The sequence below is a fragment of the Sphaerisporangium siamense genome, from assembly GCF_014205275.1.
Lineage (GTDB): Bacteria > Actinomycetota > Actinomycetes > Streptosporangiales > Streptosporangiaceae > Sphaerisporangium > Sphaerisporangium siamense.
This window is the reverse complement of sequence record NZ_JACHND010000001.1, coordinates 3,926,067-3,943,176: the sequence shown is the minus strand read 5'-3', so window position 1 is coordinate 3,943,176 and position 17,110 is coordinate 3,926,067. Positions and strand designations below refer to the sequence as shown.

Sequence of the window (17,110 nt, the reverse complement as noted above, 5' to 3'; positions counted from 1 at the left end):
AGCATATAGCCACAGCCCCTCGTTCACCTAATTGACACCATCCGCCCCGGAAACCCCTCGGGGCCGCCGCGTCACGGAGAGGAGGCGTCGCCAATCTCGGGGGTGATGAACGGGCGCAAGGTGGCGGCGGCGATCCGCAGGCCCTGGTGGATTCGGGGCAGGGAGCCGCCCCAAATCGGGTCTTCGTGCTCAACGGCGACGGTGCCGTCGTAGCCGTGGTCGTAGAGGGTGTCGATGACGCGGTTCCAGTCGATGACGCCGCGGCCGGGGACGCGGTAGCGCCACCATCCGACGTCGGTCGGCGAGGCGCGCTCGGCGGTCTTGCCGAAGACGCCGTGGCGGGTGCGGGCGCGCTCGTCGATCTCGATGTCCTTGGCCTGGACGTGGGCGACCATGCCGCGCCGCAGGGCGTACCGCAGGGCGTCGATCGGGTCGATGCCGAGCCAGGGCAGGTGGGAGGGGTCGTAGGTGAGGCGGAAGCCGAGGCCGGACATCCAGTCCCACAGCTCGGGCGAGTAGGCGAGGTTGCCGGGGTAGCCGTCGGGATGCCAGCCCTCCATCGGGCAGTTCTCGGCGAGCAGGCCCACGCCGCGCCCGGCCGCGTACTCGGCGAGCGGGCGCAGGTGCCGTTCGGCGAGCTTGAGGTTGTCGGCCACCGGCAGGGTGACGTCCCGCCCGACGAACGTGCACACGTACGGCACCCGCAGCGCCGCCGCGGTGTCGATGACCGACCGCAGGTGCCGGTGGATCGCCTCACGCCGCCGTTCGTCGGGATGCAGGTTGTTGTCGCAGTACGTCAGCGCGGGGACGGTGAGCGCGTGCCGGTCCATCAGCTCCCGGACCCGCTCGGCGTCGGCCGCGGAGAAGTTCTCCACGTCGAGGTGCGCGGCCTGGTGGACGTGCCCGGTGCCCTTCGGCCAGGTCGCGATCTCCAGGGCCTCGTATCCGGCCTGGGAGGCCCACGCGGCGACCTCGTCCAGCGACTGCGCGCCCAGGCACGCGGTGAGCAGGCCGAGCTTCATGACGTCTCCAGGGGCTTGGTGAGCGAGGTGATCCAGCGCTGGGTGTCGAGCGTGTCGGGGTGGGCGGCCTCGCGCGAGCGGATCTGCGCCCTGCGGATCCGGCGGAGCCGCCACAGCAGCCGGCGGCGCGCGAACGCGCCCTCGTCTCCGGCGGCCTGGAAGCGGGCCAGGGCCAGGTACTTCTCGGTCTCCAGGGTGTCGGGATGGCGACGCCCCTGCAGGCGCCTGCGCTCGGCGTACGCCCGGGCGAGGGTGGCCACGGCCCACGTGCCCTCACCCGCCCGGACGCGCAGCTTGCCGAGGCTGTGCATGGCGTCCAAGGTGTCGCCGTGCGTGGCGCCCAGCTCGCCCGAACGGCCCGCGATGACCCCGCTGTAGCCCTCCACCGCCGCGTCCCGCTTGCCCAGCTCGCTCTGGATCCAGCTCCGCTTGCACCGGACGTGCAGGAGCAAGGGCAGATCGAGGCCCGCCTGGCGCCCCATGCGCGCTTCCAGGAGGAGCAGTCCGGCCTCGGCCTCTTCGAGGCGGCCCGCGTTCGCCACCGCCCACATGAGGAGGTGCAACGTGCGGAAGCTTCGCGGGTCGTCGTGGCCGTACGCACGGGTCTCGTCCTGGTACAGCTCGCGCAGCAGCCTCTCGGCGTCCGCATGGCCGAGTTGCAGCCGCGCGTGCGCGTGGGCGCGGCGCAGGTTGAGGACGGCGGGGTGGTCGTGGCCCAGCCGCCGGGTCAGCGGATGCGAGCCGGCGATGAGCGGCACGGCGAGGGCCAGGGCCCGCCGCTCGGCCCGGTCGTTGACGAGGGCCTCACAGGCGATGGCCACGCCGGACACGAGGCGGGCCAGGGCGTCGTCCTCGAAGATCTCGGCGGGACGGTCGCACAGCTCGCCCAGCCGCGTGGTCAGCGCCTCGAAGCGCTTGCGCCGGCTCCGGGGAAGCTGGCGGATGTCCTCGAACCCGTCCATGACGGGAGGGGCGCACGCGTTCAGCCCCTTCGCCGTGCGCGAGCCGCCCTGGCGCACGAACATGGACAACGCCCACCGGTTCGCGGCGACCAGCCGGGTTATCGGCCCCGATCCGGTCTCTTCGCTGAGCAGGTAGTGCAGCTCCGGCAGCAACGTGTTGCCGTAGATCTCGTCGCGTAACTCCGGCGGGATCCGGCGCGCGGCGAGACGTAAGATCACGAAGGGTAGCCTTTCGAGGCGCATCCGTACCTCCTCGCTCACCAGGTTGACGACGACGGCGGCCCCGAGCAGCCCGGCGAACGCCACCACGGCGCTCAGTCCGGACAGGAAGCCGCTCACCGCAACCCCTGCTCCGGTCGCAGGGCCCCGAGGCCCGAGGACGGCCGCAGCCGCTCGCTGAGCTTCGCGAGCTCCAGCCGCGCCACCTGGATCCCGTCGTCGGTCAGCCGGTACCCGCGCCGCGCCGGCCGCCCCGCCACGGCCGGGTCGACGTCCTCCTCGACCACCGCCAGCCACCCCGCCCCGCGCAGCCTGGCCAGCAGCGGATAGATCTTCCCACTCGGAAACCCGGTCTCTTTCATGAGGTCATAGCCGTAACGCTCCCGCCCCGGATCCTCAAGAAACACCTTGAGCAACGTCACCACGGCCACTGTCATCTGCGGAGGCATACGTAAAACTTTTACATAGGGGTCCGGGTTGGTCAACCCTCACGACCTTCGACAGCGCCCCGGCACTGCCGCCGCCCGGGAAACGGGCCTCGCTTCGCTCGGACCGTGTTCATTGGGGAGTTCACCCCCACCTGGCGGACACCTGCGACCAGGTGCGCACGTAGACCCGGCGAGGCGGCCGACGGCGCGTATAAGTATCGGCTGCTTTCGGAGCCCCCTACGCCGTGAGCTTGCGCAACTCTCGGGCGGCGGGCAGCCCCCTGGCCTTGTCCGGCAGGGCGGCGAAGACTTCGGCCGCCATATGCCGTGCCCTCGGAGTGGTCACGGGCATTCTCTGGAGCGTCTCCAAGGCATGGCCGATCCCCTCGTCGATCTCGCGGTGCCGTACGAGGTCAGCGGAACGGATGAGGTGTAGGAGCAATCTGGGCCCTTGTGCGTCTCTCGGATAGATAGCGAGCGCCTGATCAATGGATTCCGCTGCCCTCTCGTGCCCGGTACGCGTGTGAACGTGCGCTATCTGCCATAGCACATAAGCCTCTGCCAGTCCGAAAGCCGCAGGGTCGATGTTCGGGCCGGATCTGTCAGGAAGTTTCTCGAAGGTCTGGACGAAGGCTTGCAGCTCGGCGCGGGCCATGGCATGGTCACCCCGCTCGGCCGCTATCCATGCGCGGACGGAGTGCGCCCGCATATGCCCATAGCTGGGTACTCCATCCGCTATCTGGACGGCCTGATCCGCCAACTCCGCGACGACGTGGAACGGAACATCCGCATGGCGTGTATCGGATGCCTCCTTCGCACGGACCCACACCGACATTTCGCGATCACCTGAGGCGTCGGCGGCACGGCGAGCGGACCGCCACGCGAGGCGCGCGGCACGCCGGTCCCCCGTGTCTCCGAACTCCGTCGCCAGCAGCCCGGAGAGCCCTGCTCCGACACGGAGCAACCCGGCCTGCGCGCTGGGCGACTGGCCCCGTTCGAGGATGCGCCCGAGAGCGAGTACGTCGGCGGTCAGGTCATTGATCAGAAATCCCACCGGCCGCCTGGTGATCAGATGGCTGTACTCGTAGAGCCTGCGTTCCCAGTCGTCCAGGTCGAGGCGGTCACCGGTCGCGCGCTCGATCGCGGCGAAGACGTCCTCCAAGGCGTTCGCGGGTATTGCCGCACCCGCGCCGATGGCTGTCAGGATTTGCATGGCCGCACGTCGTTCCATGGTGTCCTCACCGGAAGAAGTGAGCTGCTTTTCCAGCAGCGTACTTCGCAATTCATCCGATTCGGTGATTGCGGCGTGAAGTGCCGTTATCAGCCCCTCTGCACCGAGGGCGGCATCCAAGCGGGCGGCATGCTCGGCCGGTACGGGGCGCTGACCCGTCTCCCATTTGCTGAGCAGCGAATGATCGATGTGGATCACCGACGCGGTCTCGCGTAACCCCATTCGCCGGGACTCGCGCCACTGGCGCAGAGCGGCGCCGAATCGCGGCCAGGCGGGAGAAAGATCGGCCATCGGACTCCTGGTGATCGGCTGGTGAACGTGCCCGTTCACCAGGTCGGACTTCCGCCGTCCTCGCGGATGATTCCCACTATGGCAGCGCGTCACCGAAAACGGACGCGCAAACGCCACCCCCACAGGCGATGACCGCACCATACGGATGTATTTGATTAGAAATTGAGGTTCCCGCTGAATGTCCAAAATAAGCGGTATTCGCGTCATAGAAACCCAGGGTGACACCGGCCTCCGCCGTCGCGCCCCGTACCGGCGGGGAGCGGCGGCATGAGCCGGCCGGGCGGACGGCACGCACCGGGTGTCCTCGTCACCGAGGTCCGCCCCCGGCTCTGGGACCAGGACAAGAAGGCGGCGGCCGACCTGCTCGACCGGATGGAGCCAGGGTGGCACGTCATGTACGGGCTGTGGAGCCGCCGGTTCTACGCCATCGCGGTCTGGCAGACCGAACCGTTGATCGAGGACGCGCGGAGCGTCGAAGAACTGTGCGAGCGGATGCGGGCGGTGGAGGCGGAGATCATGCCGCCGGAGGCCCCCCGGCAGCGGAGGGTGGCATGAACGGCCGCGAAGATCGCGGCAGCCTCGGAGGAGCAGCCGTGATCACGATCCCTGGCGGGGTGGAAGTGGCCACGTGGGAAGTGCCGTACAACCCCGCGGAGGTACGCGCGGCACGGCACAAGGTGCGGGCGACCCTCACCTCCTGGTTTCTCATGGACGTGGCCGATGACGTCGAGCTGGTGGTGGCGGAGACGCTCGCCAACGCGATCTCCCACGGCGCGCCCCCGATACAGCTCGCGCTGTGGCGATCGGCTCATGAGCTGTGGGTCCGTGTCACCGATCACGGGGGCGGCCGGCCTCGGCGTCTCACTCCAGGACCGCAAGCGGTCCACGGGCGTGGGCTTTCCATCGTGGCCGCTCTGGCTACGGAGTCGGGGGTCGTCTTCCTCGCCGGCCGGCCTGGCAAGGTCGTGTGGGCGCGGTGGGCGTTGCCCGAGGTCCCCCTCCCCCGATCAGCTCAGGACCCGGAGGCGAGAGTGAGGCGCGGCAGCCTCTCATGAACACAGCCCGAGCGCAGCGAGGCCCATTTTCAGGACGGCGGCCGTCGCCCGGGGCGCTGTGATCGCGGCGTGGTTCTGCCTCGGACCCTTGCGCGGAAATGCCTAGCGGCCAGGGTGTCCGACGACGGGCGTGGACTCCTCGGAGCGGCGGGCGTCCGGGACGTGCGGCGTGATCGAGATCGATGGGCCGTCGTCCTGGGCGGGCGCCGTGCCGGACGGCGCGGCTGCGGCCGACCGGCCGGGCTCTTCACCGGGCGTCTCCTCGCCGGGCGCGGCTCGCTCCAGGAACCTGAGCAGTTCCACCGGGAAGGGCAGGACGAGCGTCGAGTTCTTCTCGGCGGCGACCTCGACGACGGTCTGGAGCAGGCGGAGCTCCAGCGCGGCCGGGTGCTGTGTCATCGCCTCCGCGGCCTGGCTCAGCTTGGCCGAGGCCTGTAGTTCGCCGTCGGCGGTGATGACGCGGGCCCGCCGCTCCCGTTCGGCTTCGGCCTGGCGGGCGATCGACCGTTTCATCGACTCCGGCAGCGCCACGTCCTTGATCTCCACGCGGTCGATGTGGACCCCCCAGCCCAGCGCCGGGCTGTCGATCATGAGTTCCAGGCCCTGGTTGAGCTGCTCCCGGTTGGACAGGAGGTCGTCCAGGTCGCTCTTGCCGATGATCGACCGCAGCGAGGTCTGCGCGACCTGGCCGATGGCGGACATGTAGTCCTGGACGTCGATGGTCACCCGCATCGGGTCGACGACGTTGAAGTAGACGACGGCGTCCACGCGAACCGTCACGTTGTCGCGGGTGATGCCGTCCTGGGCGGGCACCGGCATCGTGATGATCTGCAGGTTGACCTTCTCCAGGCGGTCGGCGATCGGCACGAGCAGCGCGAGCCCGGGTCCGCGGATCGCCGATCGCACGCACCCGAACCGGAAGACGATGCCCCGTTCGAACTGCCGGACCACGCGCACGCTCGCCGCCAGCAACGCCGTGCCCAGGATCAGGACCACGAGGATCACATAGAAGATGGCCATTTCGCACCCCCCGGGTGCCTGTCGGCCAGATGGAACACGTGGCCGACCACACATTGTCATCGTAATCCGCGCCATGGCCCCGTCCGTCACGGCCGGTCGCCGACCCAGGGCCGGTGAGGACCCCGGCGGGCGCATGACGAAGGCCCGGCGCGGAGTCCGCACCGAGCCTGTCGACGTGGGGGTCAGGTCGCGATGGGGGCGGATTCGGGGCGGTCGTCGCTGTTGACCGGCTCCGGAAGCGTTCCCGCGTTGTGTTCGAGGAGGCGCCAGCCGCTGGTGCCCTCGTGGACGACGGACCAGGCGCAGTTGCCGAGGCCGCCGAGGATCGACCAGAGCCCCTCGGGCAGGCCGAGCAGGCGGGCGAGGCCCAGGCGGATCGCGGCGCCGTGCGAGGCGACGACCATGAGGCCGCCGTCCTCCAGGTGCGCGAGCCAGCGGCGTGTGGCGGCCACGACCCGGTCAGCGACCTCGCTCACCTCCTCGCCGCCCGGAGCCTCCCAGGCGGCGTACTCGGCGGGCCACCCGGCGGCGATCTCCGCGCGGGTCAGGCCCTCCCACTCGCCGCCGCCACGCTCGCGCAGATCCTTGTCGACCTTGACGTCGAGCCCGGCGAGGGCGCCGAGCGCGGACGCGGTGTCCTGGGCGCGCCGAAGGTGGGAGGAGACGATCAGCGAGGGCCGCAGGGCGGCGAGCAGCGCGGCGGCCCGGGCGGCCTGCGCCAGGCCGGTCTCGTCCAGGGGAATGTCGGTGTGGCCCTGGAACCGGTGCTCGACGTTCCAGAGCGTCTGCCCATGGCGCCAGAAGACGACGCGGCGGCCTGCGCCCCGCCGGTCACTCACCTGCCGTCCCGCGCGACCGCTGGGCAGCCACCCGCGTGACGCTGTCCGGGAGGGCGATGGCGGGGCAGTCCTTCCAGAGGCGCTCCAGGGCGTAGAAGGTGCGGTCTTCCTCGTGCTGGACGTGGACCACGATGTCGAGGTAGTCCAGCAGCACCCAGCGCCCCTCGCGCTCCCCCTCGCGCCGCACCGGCTTGGCGTGGGCCTCGATTCGCAGCCTTTCCTCGATCTCGTCGACGATGGCGCGGACCTGCCGGTCGTTGGAGGCGGAGCAGAGCAGGAAGGCGTCGGTGATGACCAGCTGCTCGCTCACGTCGTAGGCGATGATGTCGTCGGCCAGCTTCTCGGCCGCGGCCTCGGCCGCGAGAGCCACGAGCTGGAGCGATCTCTCAGATGCTGTCACGATGTGGGTTGTTCCTCCGGTGCGGATTCTGGCCTCGACGGTACAATCCAATCTAGCGATTCCCGCGTGGCTTGGCCCAACGGCCCGCTGGCATTTACCACTTCGACGTTCACCGGCCGCCGTTCCACACCGGCAGCGCCGCCGCGATCCGGCGGATCACCTCGGCCTCGCCGGGGTCGGCCGGCCCGTCGGGCGGCGCGTGCTCGGTGATGGCGGCCCCGACGACGTGATCGAGTCGCGCCACAGCCTCGGCCAGCGCCTCGGGCACGACCCCGTCCGGCTCGGGGTAGCAGACGGAGCGGAACGACCCCGGGTCCAGCACATCCAGGTCGATGTGCACGTACACCGGCCCGCTGAGCCCGTCGACCGCCTCGTCCAGCTCGGCCACGCCGTACGTCCGGACGGGCGCTCTGCCGAGGTACTCGCGCTCGACGGGGTCTCCCGCCCGCACGCCCGCGATGATCACCTGCTCGGGCGCCAGCGGGCACGCCGGGACGAGTTCGGCGGGCCCCTCCCCGAGCAGGGTGCGCAGGATCATCCCGTGGAAGGCGCCGGTCGGGACGGTGTGCGGCAGGTAGAGATCGGGGTGGGCGTCGATCCACAGCACCGTGAGCTCGTCGCCGTACCGGGCGCGCGCGGCGGCGATCGGCGCCAGGTCCGCGCCGCAGTCGCCGCCGACGGTGACCACCACGTCGTCGATCCCGTCCAGGGCCCGCCGGGTCAGCCGCAGGTTCTCCACGAGCACGTCGAGCGCCCGCACCCCGTCCCGGTGCTCTCCGGGCGCCTCAAGCACCGGCGCCGTCACCCGCGCCCCGCCCCCGGCCAGCTCCGCGGCACGCCGCGCCCCCTCCACCAGCCGCGGCGCCCCCTCCGCGCCGGATCCCTGCCACTGCGGCACGCATAAGACCGTCGTCATGGGGCGACGATAGGAGACCGGCATCGTTATGTCAGCGGGTTTATCGCGGCGGATCGCGGTAGCCTGCCCCCGTGCCCAGCAGGTGGTCATCCTCCCGGCCCAGGTTCAAGATCTCCGTCTTTCTGAGCCATCCGAACCCTTGTAACTCCCGGCAGGAAGAGTTCATCGAGGCGCTCCGCGCGTATCTCGACGACCGGGGTTTCGCGCCGCGCACTTTGGGCGTGACCGATTACGACATGGACGCTCCCCTGAAAGCGATCCGCCGTTTGATGCTGGAGTCGAACGGCATGATCACCGTCGCGTTCCGCCGCACCTACATCGAGCGGGCCGTCGTGAACCACCTGACGGACCTGCCCGACCGCCCGGCCCGCCCCATCACCGGCCAATGGCTCACGAGCCCGTGGTCCCACATCGAGCCGGCGATGGCCTTCCAGCTCGGCCTGCCCATCCTTATCCTGCGGGAGTCGGGCGTGATCGTCGACGGCGTGCTGGACAAGGGCGTAATCGGTACCTATATGCCGGAATTCGATGCGTCCACGCCGGTGGACGACTATTTACACTCCCCCGAATGGCGCGATCTCATCTCGAAGTGGGAGGGCCAGACCCGACGGGTCATCGAGACCAAGGGCAATCCCCCGAACCTGTACTGAGGAGACCCGCCGCCGCATTCCCGTCAGGGGTCAGTGCTCCGGGTCGCGGTAGAGGCCGCGTTTGTTGATGTACTGGACGATTCCGTCGGGGACCAGGTACCAGATGGGCTCGCCGGCGGCGACGCGCTGGCGGCACTCCGAGGAGGAGATGGCGAGCGCGGGGATCTCGATCAGGCTGACCCTTCCCTTGGGGAGGCCGGGGTCGTGCAGGACGTGCCCGGGGCGGGTGCAGCCGACGAAGTGGGCCATGGTGAAGAGCTCGTCGGCGTCGCGCCAGCTCAGGATCTGCGCCAGGGCGTCCGCGCCGGTGATGAAGTACAGCTCCACCTCCGGCCCGTAGATGGCGGCGATCTCGCGCAGGGTGTCGATCGTGAACGTCGGTCCCGGCCGGTCGACGTCCACCCGGCTGACCGAGAACCTCGGGTTGGAGGCGGTGGCGATCACCGTCATCAGGTAGCGGTCCTCCACGGCGGAGACGGTCTTGTCCGCCTTCTGCCACGGCTGCCCGGTGGGCACGAACACCACCTCGTCGAGGTCGAAGTGGTGGGCGACCTCGCTGGCCGCGACCAGGTGGCCGTGATGGATCGGGTCGAACGTCCCGCCCATCACGCCGAGCCGCCTGATGGGAGCCCCGTTTCTCATGCGAGGGACCCTAACGCGCGCGCCGGCGGGCCCATGAGGCCGCCCCCGGCCCCGGACGCCCGCGCCGCGGGTCCGCCTCCGCGCGGGCGAAAGGCGTCCGGCAACGCCGCGCGCGGGCAGGCGGCCGGACGTAGCATGCCGACCATGACCACCACCACCCCGGATCGCAACCGCGTACAACTGCCCGGCATCAGTTCGCGGGCATACGAACATCCGGCCGACCGTTCGGCCCTGGTCGCGATGCGCTCCCTGTCCGGCTTCGACTCCGTGCTCAAGCGCATGTCCGGCCTGTTCAGCGAGCGTCGCCTGCGGCTGATGTTCCTCGCCTCCTCCGTGCGCGCCAGCGAGACCCAGTTCCGCGCCCTGTACGACATGGGGCGCGACAGCGCCTACCTTCTGGACCTGCACCGGATCCCGGAGATCTACGTCCAGCAGGACCCCAAGCCGAACGCCATGGCGATCGGCTTCGACGACCCGTTCATCGTGGTCAACACGGGCCTGCTCGACCTCATGGACGAAGAGGAGCTGCGCTTCGTCGTCGGGCACGAGACCTCGCACATCCTGTCCGGGCACGCCGTCTACGGCACGATGCTGGCGATCCTCACGCGGCTCGCCACCCGCGTGGCGTGGATCCCGCTCGGCTACATCGGGCTGCGCATCATCGTCACCGCCCTTGAGGAATGGCACCGCAAGGCCGAGCTCTCCGCCGACCGTGGCGGTCTGCTCTGCGGCCAGGACCCCGAGGCCGGCATGCGCGCCCTGATGAAGCTGGCGGGCGGCTCGCGCCTGCACGAGATGAACATCGAGGCGTTCCTCGACCAGGCCCGCGAGTACGACACCGCCGGTGACGTGCGCGACGGCCTGCTCAAGGTGCTCAACCTGCTCGGCACCACCCACCCGTTCGCGGTGATGCGCGTGGCCGAGCTGGACCGCTGGCGGCGCGGCGGCGAGTACGAGGCCATCCTGGCCGGCAACTACCCGCGCCGCGAGGACGACGCCAACGCCAGCATCTCCGAAGAGGTCAAGGCCGCCGCGCGCTCCTACCGCGAGTCGTGGGCCCAGTCCCAGGACCCGTTCATCGGCGTGCTGCGCGACGTCGCGGAGGGCGCCGTCAACGCCGGTGAGCGCATCTTCAACAGGTTCGCCCGCCGGGACGGCAGCAACTGACCGGGCGCGCCGCCCCCGGCCGGGTCCGGCGGCGCGCCGCCCGGCGACGCCGCCGGCCCTGAAAGGCCCGGCTTATCAGAACGCGTGCGGGAGCACCCAGGCCAGCACGCGGACGGCGGCGGCGCACAGCGCGACGAACCCGCCGAGCACCGACAGCGCACGCAACCCCTCCCGGCGCAGGTCGGGCAGGTGGCCGCCGACGCGTTCCACCTCACGGCCGACGATCCCGCCGCACACGACGCCGAAGACCACCCCCGCGACCGTCATGGGGCCGGACCAGGTCCACCATCCGTCGTCCATGTGCCCGCCGGCCGCCACCCAGAACGCCGACGCGGCGATGGCGGCGGCGGGCACGCCGGGCCACACGGCGGCGGTCAGCGCCGCCCCGATCAGCGTCACGGGGAACGACACCACCCGCAGCGTGCCGCGCACCCGCGCCGACCTGCGCCGTCTGACGAGCCAGTGCCCGCCCCACCAGGCGCGGGCCAGCACGCAGAACGCCCCGGTGATCGCGAACGTCGCCAGCGGCCAGATCACCGACGCCACGACGCACGGGACGGCCGCCATCGCCAGCATGATCAGCACCGCGCCGCCGGGCGGCGCCGCGGTGGCCGGGGCCGCCCCCGCGCCGAGCACCGACTGGCGGACGCCGGCCTTGGCCCGCTCCTTGACGTTCGCGGCCGTCCGCCGCGCCCGCTCCCGGGAACCGGTCGCCCCGGCCGCCGCCTGGTCGCCGGGCGCGCGCCGGACGCGTTCCGCGGCCGTGGCCCCTGCCGCCTCGGCGGGCGTGCGGCGGGCGCGGTCGGCGGGCGCCGGCGGTCGGGCCGGACGGCGCGGCTGCGCGGGCTTCCTCCGCGCGCCGGACGGGGTGTCCGCCGCGCCGTCCTCCCGCGCGGGCGGCTCCTCGGCGCGCACGGCCGCCTCCTCGCCCCGGGAACGCGCCCCGGGACGCGGCGTGTCCGCGCGCGGTGTGTCGGCCCCGCGCGTACCGGGACGCGGTGTGTCGGCCCCGCGCGTACCGGGACGCGGTGTGTCGGCCCCGCGCGTGCCCGTCCGCGACGGGTCGGCGCCGCGCGAACCCGTGCGCGACGGGTCGGCGCCGCGCGTGCCGGTGCGTGACCGGGTGGGGGCCGTGGCGCGGGCCAGGCGGGACAACCGGTCGGCGAGCAGCGCGGCGTTGGGCCGCTTGGCGGGCTCGCGGTTCAGCGCGGCCCGCACCAGCGGCAGCAGCGAGCCGGGCACGCCTGCAAGGTCCGCGCGCCCGTCGAGCACCGCGTACATCTGCGCCTCGACCGTGCCCCCGCCGAACGTCGGGCGCCCGGTGGCGGCGAACCCGACCGTCGCCGCCCACGAATGGACGTCCGACGGCTCGCCGACCTCCTCCTCGGCGAAGACCTCCGGCGCGGAGTACCCCGGCGTGCCGAGGAACGTGCCGGTCATCGTGAGCCGGGTCGCGTCAGACACCTGCGCGATGCCGAAGTCGATCAGCACGGGGCCGTCCGGGCCGAGCACCACGTTGGCCGGTTTGACGTCGCGGTGGATCACTCCGCAGGCGTGGATGATGGCGATCGCGGCGGCCAGACCCCGGGCGAGGTCGATCAGCTGGGCGCCCGAGAGGGGCCCGCTCCGCCGGACCGCGTCGAGGAGGGTCTCCCCCTCGATGTGTTCCATGACGAGGTAGGGACGGTGGCCGGACAGGTCGCAGTCCAGGACCCTGGCCACGTACGGGCTCTCCACCCGCCGCAGCGCCCGCACCTCGCGGTCCAGCCGTAATCGCGCCTCGGGATCGTCTCCGATCGGGTCGCGAAGGATCTTGACGGCGACTTTCTCCCCGCGCTTGCCGACGGCGAGATAGACCTCGCCCATGCCACCGCGACCGAGGCGCTCGACCATGGAGTACGGGCCGACCCTTCCAAGGCCGCCCACTCGCCGTCCACCCATAGGAGACGCCACCATAGCGGCGATCCGTCCATAATCCGCGGCGGCGCGCCGGATGTCATGCCGCGGGTTCTTCCGGACACGCCGGGATAGGTGCCGCATCCCGCCCACGTTCGCGGAGCCGGACGGCTAGCGCGCGCCGGGCCGCTCCTCGAAAAGGCTGTCCAGACGGACGCTGGGGCTCGCCGCCAGGGACTTGCGTCCCCTGCGCCGCCAGTTCACGTGACCGCGGCGCTCCAGCCACAGCATCAGCCGGTCGGCGGCCACCACCACCGCGATGGCGTACCCGAAGGCGAAGACGAGTCCCATGACGGACCAGTCAAGCACCGGGGCACGCCGATCACAGGCAGCGACACGCCGATCACTCGGCGCGTTCGGCGGCGATGACCGTGCCGGTGGAGGTGCGCAGGTGGCCCTCGCCGGTGTACACCCACTTGGTGGAGGTCAGCTCGGGCAGGCCCATGGGGCCGCGGGCGTGCAGCTTCTGCGTGGAGATGCCGATCTCGGCGCCGAACCCGAACTCGCCGCCGTCGGTGAACCGGGTGGAGGCGTTGACCGCCACCGCCGCCGAGTCCACCAGCGCCACGAACCGGCGGGCGGCCCGCTGGGAGCGGGTGACGATGGCGTCGGTGTGCGCCGAGCCGTAGCGCCGGATGTGCGCGACGGCCCCCTCCAGCGAGTCGACGACGGCGGCGGCGATGTCCAGCGACAGGTACTCCTTCTGGAAGTCCTCGTCGGTGGCCGGCCGCACGTCCGCCCCCGAGGAGGCGCCGTAGGAGGCGACGCGCTCGTCGCCGTGGACGGTCACGCCCTCGGCGGCGAGCCGGGCCAGGGCCGCCGGGACGAAGGCGTCGGCGACGGCCGCGTGCACGAGCAGCGTCTCGGCCGCGTTGCACACCGACGGACGCTGGGTCTTGGCGTTGACCAGGATCTCCATGGCCAGGCCGAGGTCGGCGTCGGCGTCGACGTAGACGTGGCAGTTGCCCACGCCGGTCTCGATGACCGGCACCGTGGACTCCTCCACCACCGCGTTGATCAGCGAGGCGCCGCCGCGCGGGATGAGCACGTCGACCAGGCCGCGGGCCCGCATGAGGTGCTTGACCGACTCGCGGGTGGTGCCGGGCACGAGCTGGACGGCGCCGGCGGGCACCTCGGTGCCGGCCAGGGCCTCCTGCATGACGGTGACCAGCACCGAGTTGGAGCGGTAGGCGCTGGAGGAGCCGCGCAGCAGCACCGCGTTGCCGCTCTTGAGGCACAGCGCGGCGGCGTCGACGGTGACGTTGGGACGGCCCTCGTAGATGATGCCGACGACGCCGAGCGGCACGCGGACCTGCCGCAGCTCCAGCCCGTTCGGCAGCGTGGTCCCCCGCACGACCTCGCCGACCGGGTCGGGCAGGTCGGCGACCTCGCGGACCGCGGCGGCGATGGCCTCGACGCGCCGCTCGTCCAGGCGCAGCCGGTCGATCATGGCCTCGGCGGTGCCGCCCTGCCGGGCGGCCTCGATGTCGAGCGCGTTGGCCTCGACGATCTCCTTGGCCTGGGCCACCAGGGCGTCGGCGACGGCGCGCAGCGCGGCGTCCTTCGGAGCACGAGGCAGCGGCGCGAGCGCGGCGGCGGCCTCCCTCGCGGCGTGGGCGACCTTCACGAAGTCCTCGGCCTCAGACATGCCTCGCGCTCCTGCTCTCGGTGACGGGGTCCAGTATGACGATGTCGTCGCGGTGGATCAGCTCGCGCTCGTACTCCGGGCCCAGGCTGGCGGCCAGCTCGCGGGTCGAACGGCCGAGCAGGTCGGGGATCTCCGCCGCGTCGAAGTTGACCAGCCCCCTGGCCACCGGCGTGCCGTGCGGGCTGCAGAGGTCGACGGGGTCGCCCGCGGTGAAGTCGCCCTCCACGAGCGTCACCCCGGCGGGCAGCAGGGACATGCGCCGGCCGACCACGGCCGCCACGGCCCCGGCGTCCAGGTGCAGGCGGCCCCGGCCGGTGGTGGCGTGGGCGAGCCACAGCAGGCGGGTGCCGGGGTGGCGGCCGTCCGGCTGGAAGCACGTGCCGACGTCCGCCCCGGCCAGGGCCTGGGCGGCGTGGGCGGCGGCCGTGAGCACGACCGGGACGCCCGCGCCGGTGGCGATGCGGGCCGCCTCCACCTTGGTGATCATGCCGCCGGTGCCGACGCGGCCCGACCTGCCGAGCTCCACGCCGTCGAGGTCCTCGGGCCCGCGGACCAGGGGGATGCGCCGCGCCCCCGGCTGGCGCGGGTCGCCGTCGTACAGGGCGTCCACGTCCGACAGCAGCACCAGCGCGTCGGCGTGCAGCAGGTGGGCGACGAGCGCGGCCAGGCGGTCGTTGTCGCCGAAGCGGATCTCGTCGGTGGCGACGGTGTCGTTCTCGTTGACCACCGGGACGATGCCGAGCTCCAGCAGCCGCGCCAGTGTGCGCTGGGCGTTGCGGTGGTGGGAGCGGCGCATCATGTCGTCGGCGGTGAGCAGCACCTGGCCCACGCGCAGGCCGTAGCGGGCGAAGGAGGAGGTGTAGCGGGCGACCAGCACCCCCTGCCCGACGGACGCGGCAGCCTGCTGGGTCGCCAGGTCCCGCGGGCGGGCGCTCAGGCCGAGCGGGCCTAGCCCGGCCGCGATCGCGCCGGAGGAGACGAGGATGATCTGCGTGCCGGCGCGGGCCCGGGCGGCGAGGACGTCGACGAGGGCGTCCACGCGGTCCACGTCGATCATGCCCTGCGGCGTCGTCAGCGACGACGACCCGACCTTGACGACCAGACGCGCCGCCGCCGCGACCCGTCCCCGGCCGGTGTTGTCCACCTTCGTACCTTTCACTCGCCTCGGGACCGCTGCCCGGTCCCGTCCGTCGTCCCCGTTCCCGCGGGGCTCACCCGATGCGGTTGTCGCTGCCCCGTGGCCCGGGGACGGCCGCCGCGTCGAGGGTGGGATGCCAGTCGAAGACGTAGCCGCCCTCCATCGGGCCGATCACGACCTCCGCGCCCTCGGTCGCCCCCGCCTCGCCGAGCGCCTTCTCGATGCCGAGCCGCTCCAGCCGGTCGGCCAGGTAGCCGACGGCCTCGTCGTTGGAGAAGTCGGTCTGGCGGATCCACCGTTCGGGCTTCTCGCCGGTGACCTGGAAGGTGTGCTCGTCGACCCGCCGGACCTGGAACTGGACGTCACCGTACTGCGGGGGCCGGATGATCAGCCGCGTGGGCTCCTCGACCGGTTTGGCCGCCCGCGCCGCCGCCACCATCTCGGCCACGGCGAACGACAGCTCGCGCAGGCCCTCGTGGGTGGCCGCGGAGATCGTGAAGACGCGCAGCCCGCGCTCCTCCAGCATGGGGCGCACCATCTCGGCCAGCTCGCGGGCCTCGGGCACGTCCGCCTTGTTCAGCACGGCCAGGCGCGGGCGGTCGTGCAGCTCGCCGTAGGCGGCCAGCTCGCCCTCGATGACCTCGAAGTCGCTCAGCGGGTCGCGGCCGGGCTCCAGGGTGGCGCAGTCCAGGACGTGGACGATCGTCGAGCACCGCTCGACGTGGCGCAGGAACTCGTGCCCGAGCCCGCGGCCCTGCGAGGCGCCCGGGATCAGCCCCGGCACGTCGGCGACGGTGAACACGGTCTCGCCCGCGGTCACGACGCCGAGGTTCGGCACCAGCGTCGTGAACGGATAGTCGGCGATCTTGGGCCGGGCGGCGCTCAGCGCCGCGATCAGCGAGGACTTCCCGGCGTTCGGGTACCCGACCAGCGCCACGTCGGCGACGGTCTTCAGCTCCAGCACGACGTCCATCTCGTCGCCGGGCTCGCCGAGCAGCGCGAACCCCGGCGCCTTGCGCTTGGTGGAGGCCAGCGCGGCGTTGCCGAGCCCGCCGAAGCCCCCCTGCGCGACGACGTAGCGGGTGCCCGAGCCGACCAGGTCGATCAGCACCTCGCCGGTCCTGGCGTTCTTGACGACCGTGCCGTTCGGGACCTTCAGCAGGACGTCCTCGCCGGTGGCGCCGTCGCGGTTGGAGCCCATGCCCTGCTTGCCGTTGCCGGCCTTGCGGTGCGGACGGTGGTGGTAGTCGAGCAGCGTGGAGGTGTTCGGGTCGACCTCCAGGATCACGTCGCCGCCGCGCCCGCCGTTGCCCCCGTCGGGGCCGCCGAGCGGCTTGAACTTCTCCCGGTGGACGGACGCGCAGCCGTTGCCCCCGTCACCGGCCTTGATGTGCAGGACCACTTGGTCGACGAACTCCGCCACCGTCACTCCCTTTTCGCCGGCGTACCTTAACGCCCCACGCCGCGGCGTGTCCGCACGCTCGCGGGCGCCCCCTCACGACCTCTTGCGACGCCGTACGACCTGC

18 protein-coding genes are annotated in these 17,110 nt (G+C 72.0%); 4 read left to right on the top strand and 14 right to left on the bottom strand.

Annotated elements, in window-relative coordinates; genetic code table 11:
* Positions 1 to 71: 71 nt before the first annotated feature.
* The 4 genes from BJ982_RS18005 to BJ982_RS17990 form a co-directional block, all read right to left on the bottom strand.
* Complete coding sequence (locus tag BJ982_RS18005) at positions 72 to 1,022, bottom strand: sugar phosphate isomerase/epimerase family protein (protein WP_184881557.1); 951 nt, start codon at positions 1,020 to 1,022, stop codon at positions 72 to 74.
* Positions 1,019 to 2,323, bottom strand: coding sequence for a tetratricopeptide repeat-containing protein (locus BJ982_RS18000; protein WP_184881555.1), 1,305 nt, complete (start codon positions 2,321 to 2,323; stop codon positions 1,019 to 1,021). The genes BJ982_RS18005 and BJ982_RS18000 overlap by 4 nt, the downstream gene beginning before the upstream one ends.
* Positions 2,320 to 2,640: a PadR family transcriptional regulator gene (locus BJ982_RS17995; RefSeq protein ID WP_239123317.1), complete on the bottom strand. Its 321-nt coding sequence runs from the start codon at positions 2,638 to 2,640 to the stop codon at positions 2,320 to 2,322. The genes BJ982_RS18000 and BJ982_RS17995 overlap by 4 nt, the downstream gene beginning before the upstream one ends.
* A 229-nt stretch (positions 2,641 to 2,869) precedes the next feature.
* Positions 2,870 to 4,153 carry a helix-turn-helix domain-containing protein gene (locus tag BJ982_RS17990; RefSeq protein WP_184881551.1) on the bottom strand — a complete coding sequence of 428 codons (1,284 nt, stop codon included), beginning with the start codon at positions 4,151 to 4,153 and terminating at the stop codon, positions 2,870 to 2,872.
* 267 nt (positions 4,154 to 4,420) lie between these two features.
* On the opposite strand from BJ982_RS17990, the gene BJ982_RS17985 reads away from it, so the two are divergent.
* Together BJ982_RS17985 and BJ982_RS17980 are read left to right on the top strand one after the other, a co-directional pair.
* Positions 4,421 to 4,708 carry a hypothetical protein gene (locus BJ982_RS17985; RefSeq protein ID WP_184881550.1) on the top strand — a complete coding sequence of 96 codons (288 nt, stop codon included), beginning with the start codon at positions 4,421 to 4,423 and terminating at the stop codon, positions 4,706 to 4,708.
* 38 nt (positions 4,709 to 4,746) lie between these two features.
* A complete protein-coding gene (locus tag BJ982_RS17980; RefSeq protein WP_184881548.1) occupies positions 4,747 to 5,208 on the top strand; it encodes an ATP-binding protein in 462 nt (153 codons plus the stop codon).
* A gap of 102 nt (positions 5,209 to 5,310) precedes the next feature.
* Here BJ982_RS17980 and BJ982_RS17975 read toward each other — a convergent pair whose 3' ends face one another.
* From BJ982_RS17975 to BJ982_RS17960, 4 genes are all read right to left on the bottom strand, one after another.
* Positions 5,311 to 6,228 (bottom strand): SPFH domain-containing protein, encoded by a 918-nt coding sequence (locus BJ982_RS17975; RefSeq protein WP_184881546.1) that lies wholly within the window; start codon positions 6,226 to 6,228, stop codon positions 5,311 to 5,313.
* A gap of 182 nt (positions 6,229 to 6,410) precedes the next feature.
* Positions 6,411 to 7,067: a histidine phosphatase family protein gene (locus BJ982_RS17970; protein ID WP_184881544.1), complete on the bottom strand. Its 657-nt coding sequence runs from the start codon at positions 7,065 to 7,067 to the stop codon at positions 6,411 to 6,413.
* Positions 7,060 to 7,467 (bottom strand): ribosome silencing factor, encoded by a 408-nt coding sequence (gene rsfS / locus BJ982_RS17965; RefSeq protein ID WP_184881542.1) that lies wholly within the window; start codon positions 7,465 to 7,467, stop codon positions 7,060 to 7,062. The genes BJ982_RS17970 and rsfS overlap by 8 nt, the downstream gene beginning before the upstream one ends.
* A 109-nt stretch (positions 7,468 to 7,576) precedes the next feature.
* The gene (locus BJ982_RS17960; RefSeq protein WP_184881540.1) at positions 7,577 to 8,383 is read right to left on the bottom strand and encodes an arginase family protein; all 807 of its coding nucleotides are present in this window, start codon (positions 8,381 to 8,383) and stop codon (positions 7,577 to 7,579) included.
* Between the two features lie 71 nt (positions 8,384 to 8,454).
* Between BJ982_RS17960 and BJ982_RS17955 the strand changes: the two genes are divergently transcribed.
* A complete protein-coding gene (locus BJ982_RS17955; protein ID WP_184881538.1) occupies positions 8,455 to 9,033 on the top strand; it encodes a hypothetical protein in 579 nt (192 codons plus the stop codon).
* A gap of 30 nt (positions 9,034 to 9,063) precedes the next feature.
* On the opposite strand, the gene nadD is transcribed toward BJ982_RS17955, so the two are convergent.
* The gene (gene nadD, locus BJ982_RS17950) at positions 9,064 to 9,675 is read right to left on the bottom strand and encodes a nicotinate-nucleotide adenylyltransferase (protein WP_184881536.1); all 612 of its coding nucleotides are present in this window, start codon (positions 9,673 to 9,675) and stop codon (positions 9,064 to 9,066) included.
* 144 nt (positions 9,676 to 9,819) lie between these two features.
* On the opposite strand from nadD, the gene BJ982_RS17945 reads away from it, so the two are divergent.
* A complete protein-coding gene (locus BJ982_RS17945; protein WP_184881534.1) occupies positions 9,820 to 10,842 on the top strand; it encodes a M48 family metallopeptidase in 1,023 nt (340 codons plus the stop codon).
* 75 nt (positions 10,843 to 10,917) lie between these two features.
* Here BJ982_RS17945 and BJ982_RS17940 read toward each other — a convergent pair whose 3' ends face one another.
* From BJ982_RS17940 to obgE, 5 genes are all read right to left on the bottom strand, one after another.
* Complete coding sequence (locus BJ982_RS17940; protein ID WP_184881531.1) at positions 10,918 to 12,768, bottom strand: protein kinase domain-containing protein; 1,851 nt, start codon at positions 12,766 to 12,768, stop codon at positions 10,918 to 10,920.
* 141 nt (positions 12,769 to 12,909) lie between these two features.
* Positions 12,910 to 13,107: a hypothetical protein gene (locus BJ982_RS17935; RefSeq protein ID WP_311772277.1), complete on the bottom strand. Its 198-nt coding sequence runs from the start codon at positions 13,105 to 13,107 to the stop codon at positions 12,910 to 12,912.
* Between the two features lie 34 nt (positions 13,108 to 13,141).
* The gene (locus BJ982_RS17930) at positions 13,142 to 14,446 is read right to left on the bottom strand and encodes a glutamate-5-semialdehyde dehydrogenase (protein WP_184881529.1); all 1,305 of its coding nucleotides are present in this window, start codon (positions 14,444 to 14,446) and stop codon (positions 13,142 to 13,144) included.
* Complete coding sequence (gene proB, locus BJ982_RS17925; RefSeq protein ID WP_373869675.1) at positions 14,439 to 15,503, bottom strand: glutamate 5-kinase; 1,065 nt, start codon at positions 15,501 to 15,503, stop codon at positions 14,439 to 14,441. The genes BJ982_RS17930 and proB overlap by 8 nt, the downstream gene beginning before the upstream one ends.
* A gap of 154 nt (positions 15,504 to 15,657) precedes the next feature.
* Positions 15,658 to 17,007: a GTPase ObgE gene (gene obgE, locus BJ982_RS17920; protein WP_184881524.1), complete on the bottom strand. Its 1,350-nt coding sequence runs from the start codon at positions 17,005 to 17,007 to the stop codon at positions 15,658 to 15,660.
* Between the last annotated feature and the right edge of the window lie 103 nt (positions 17,008 to 17,110).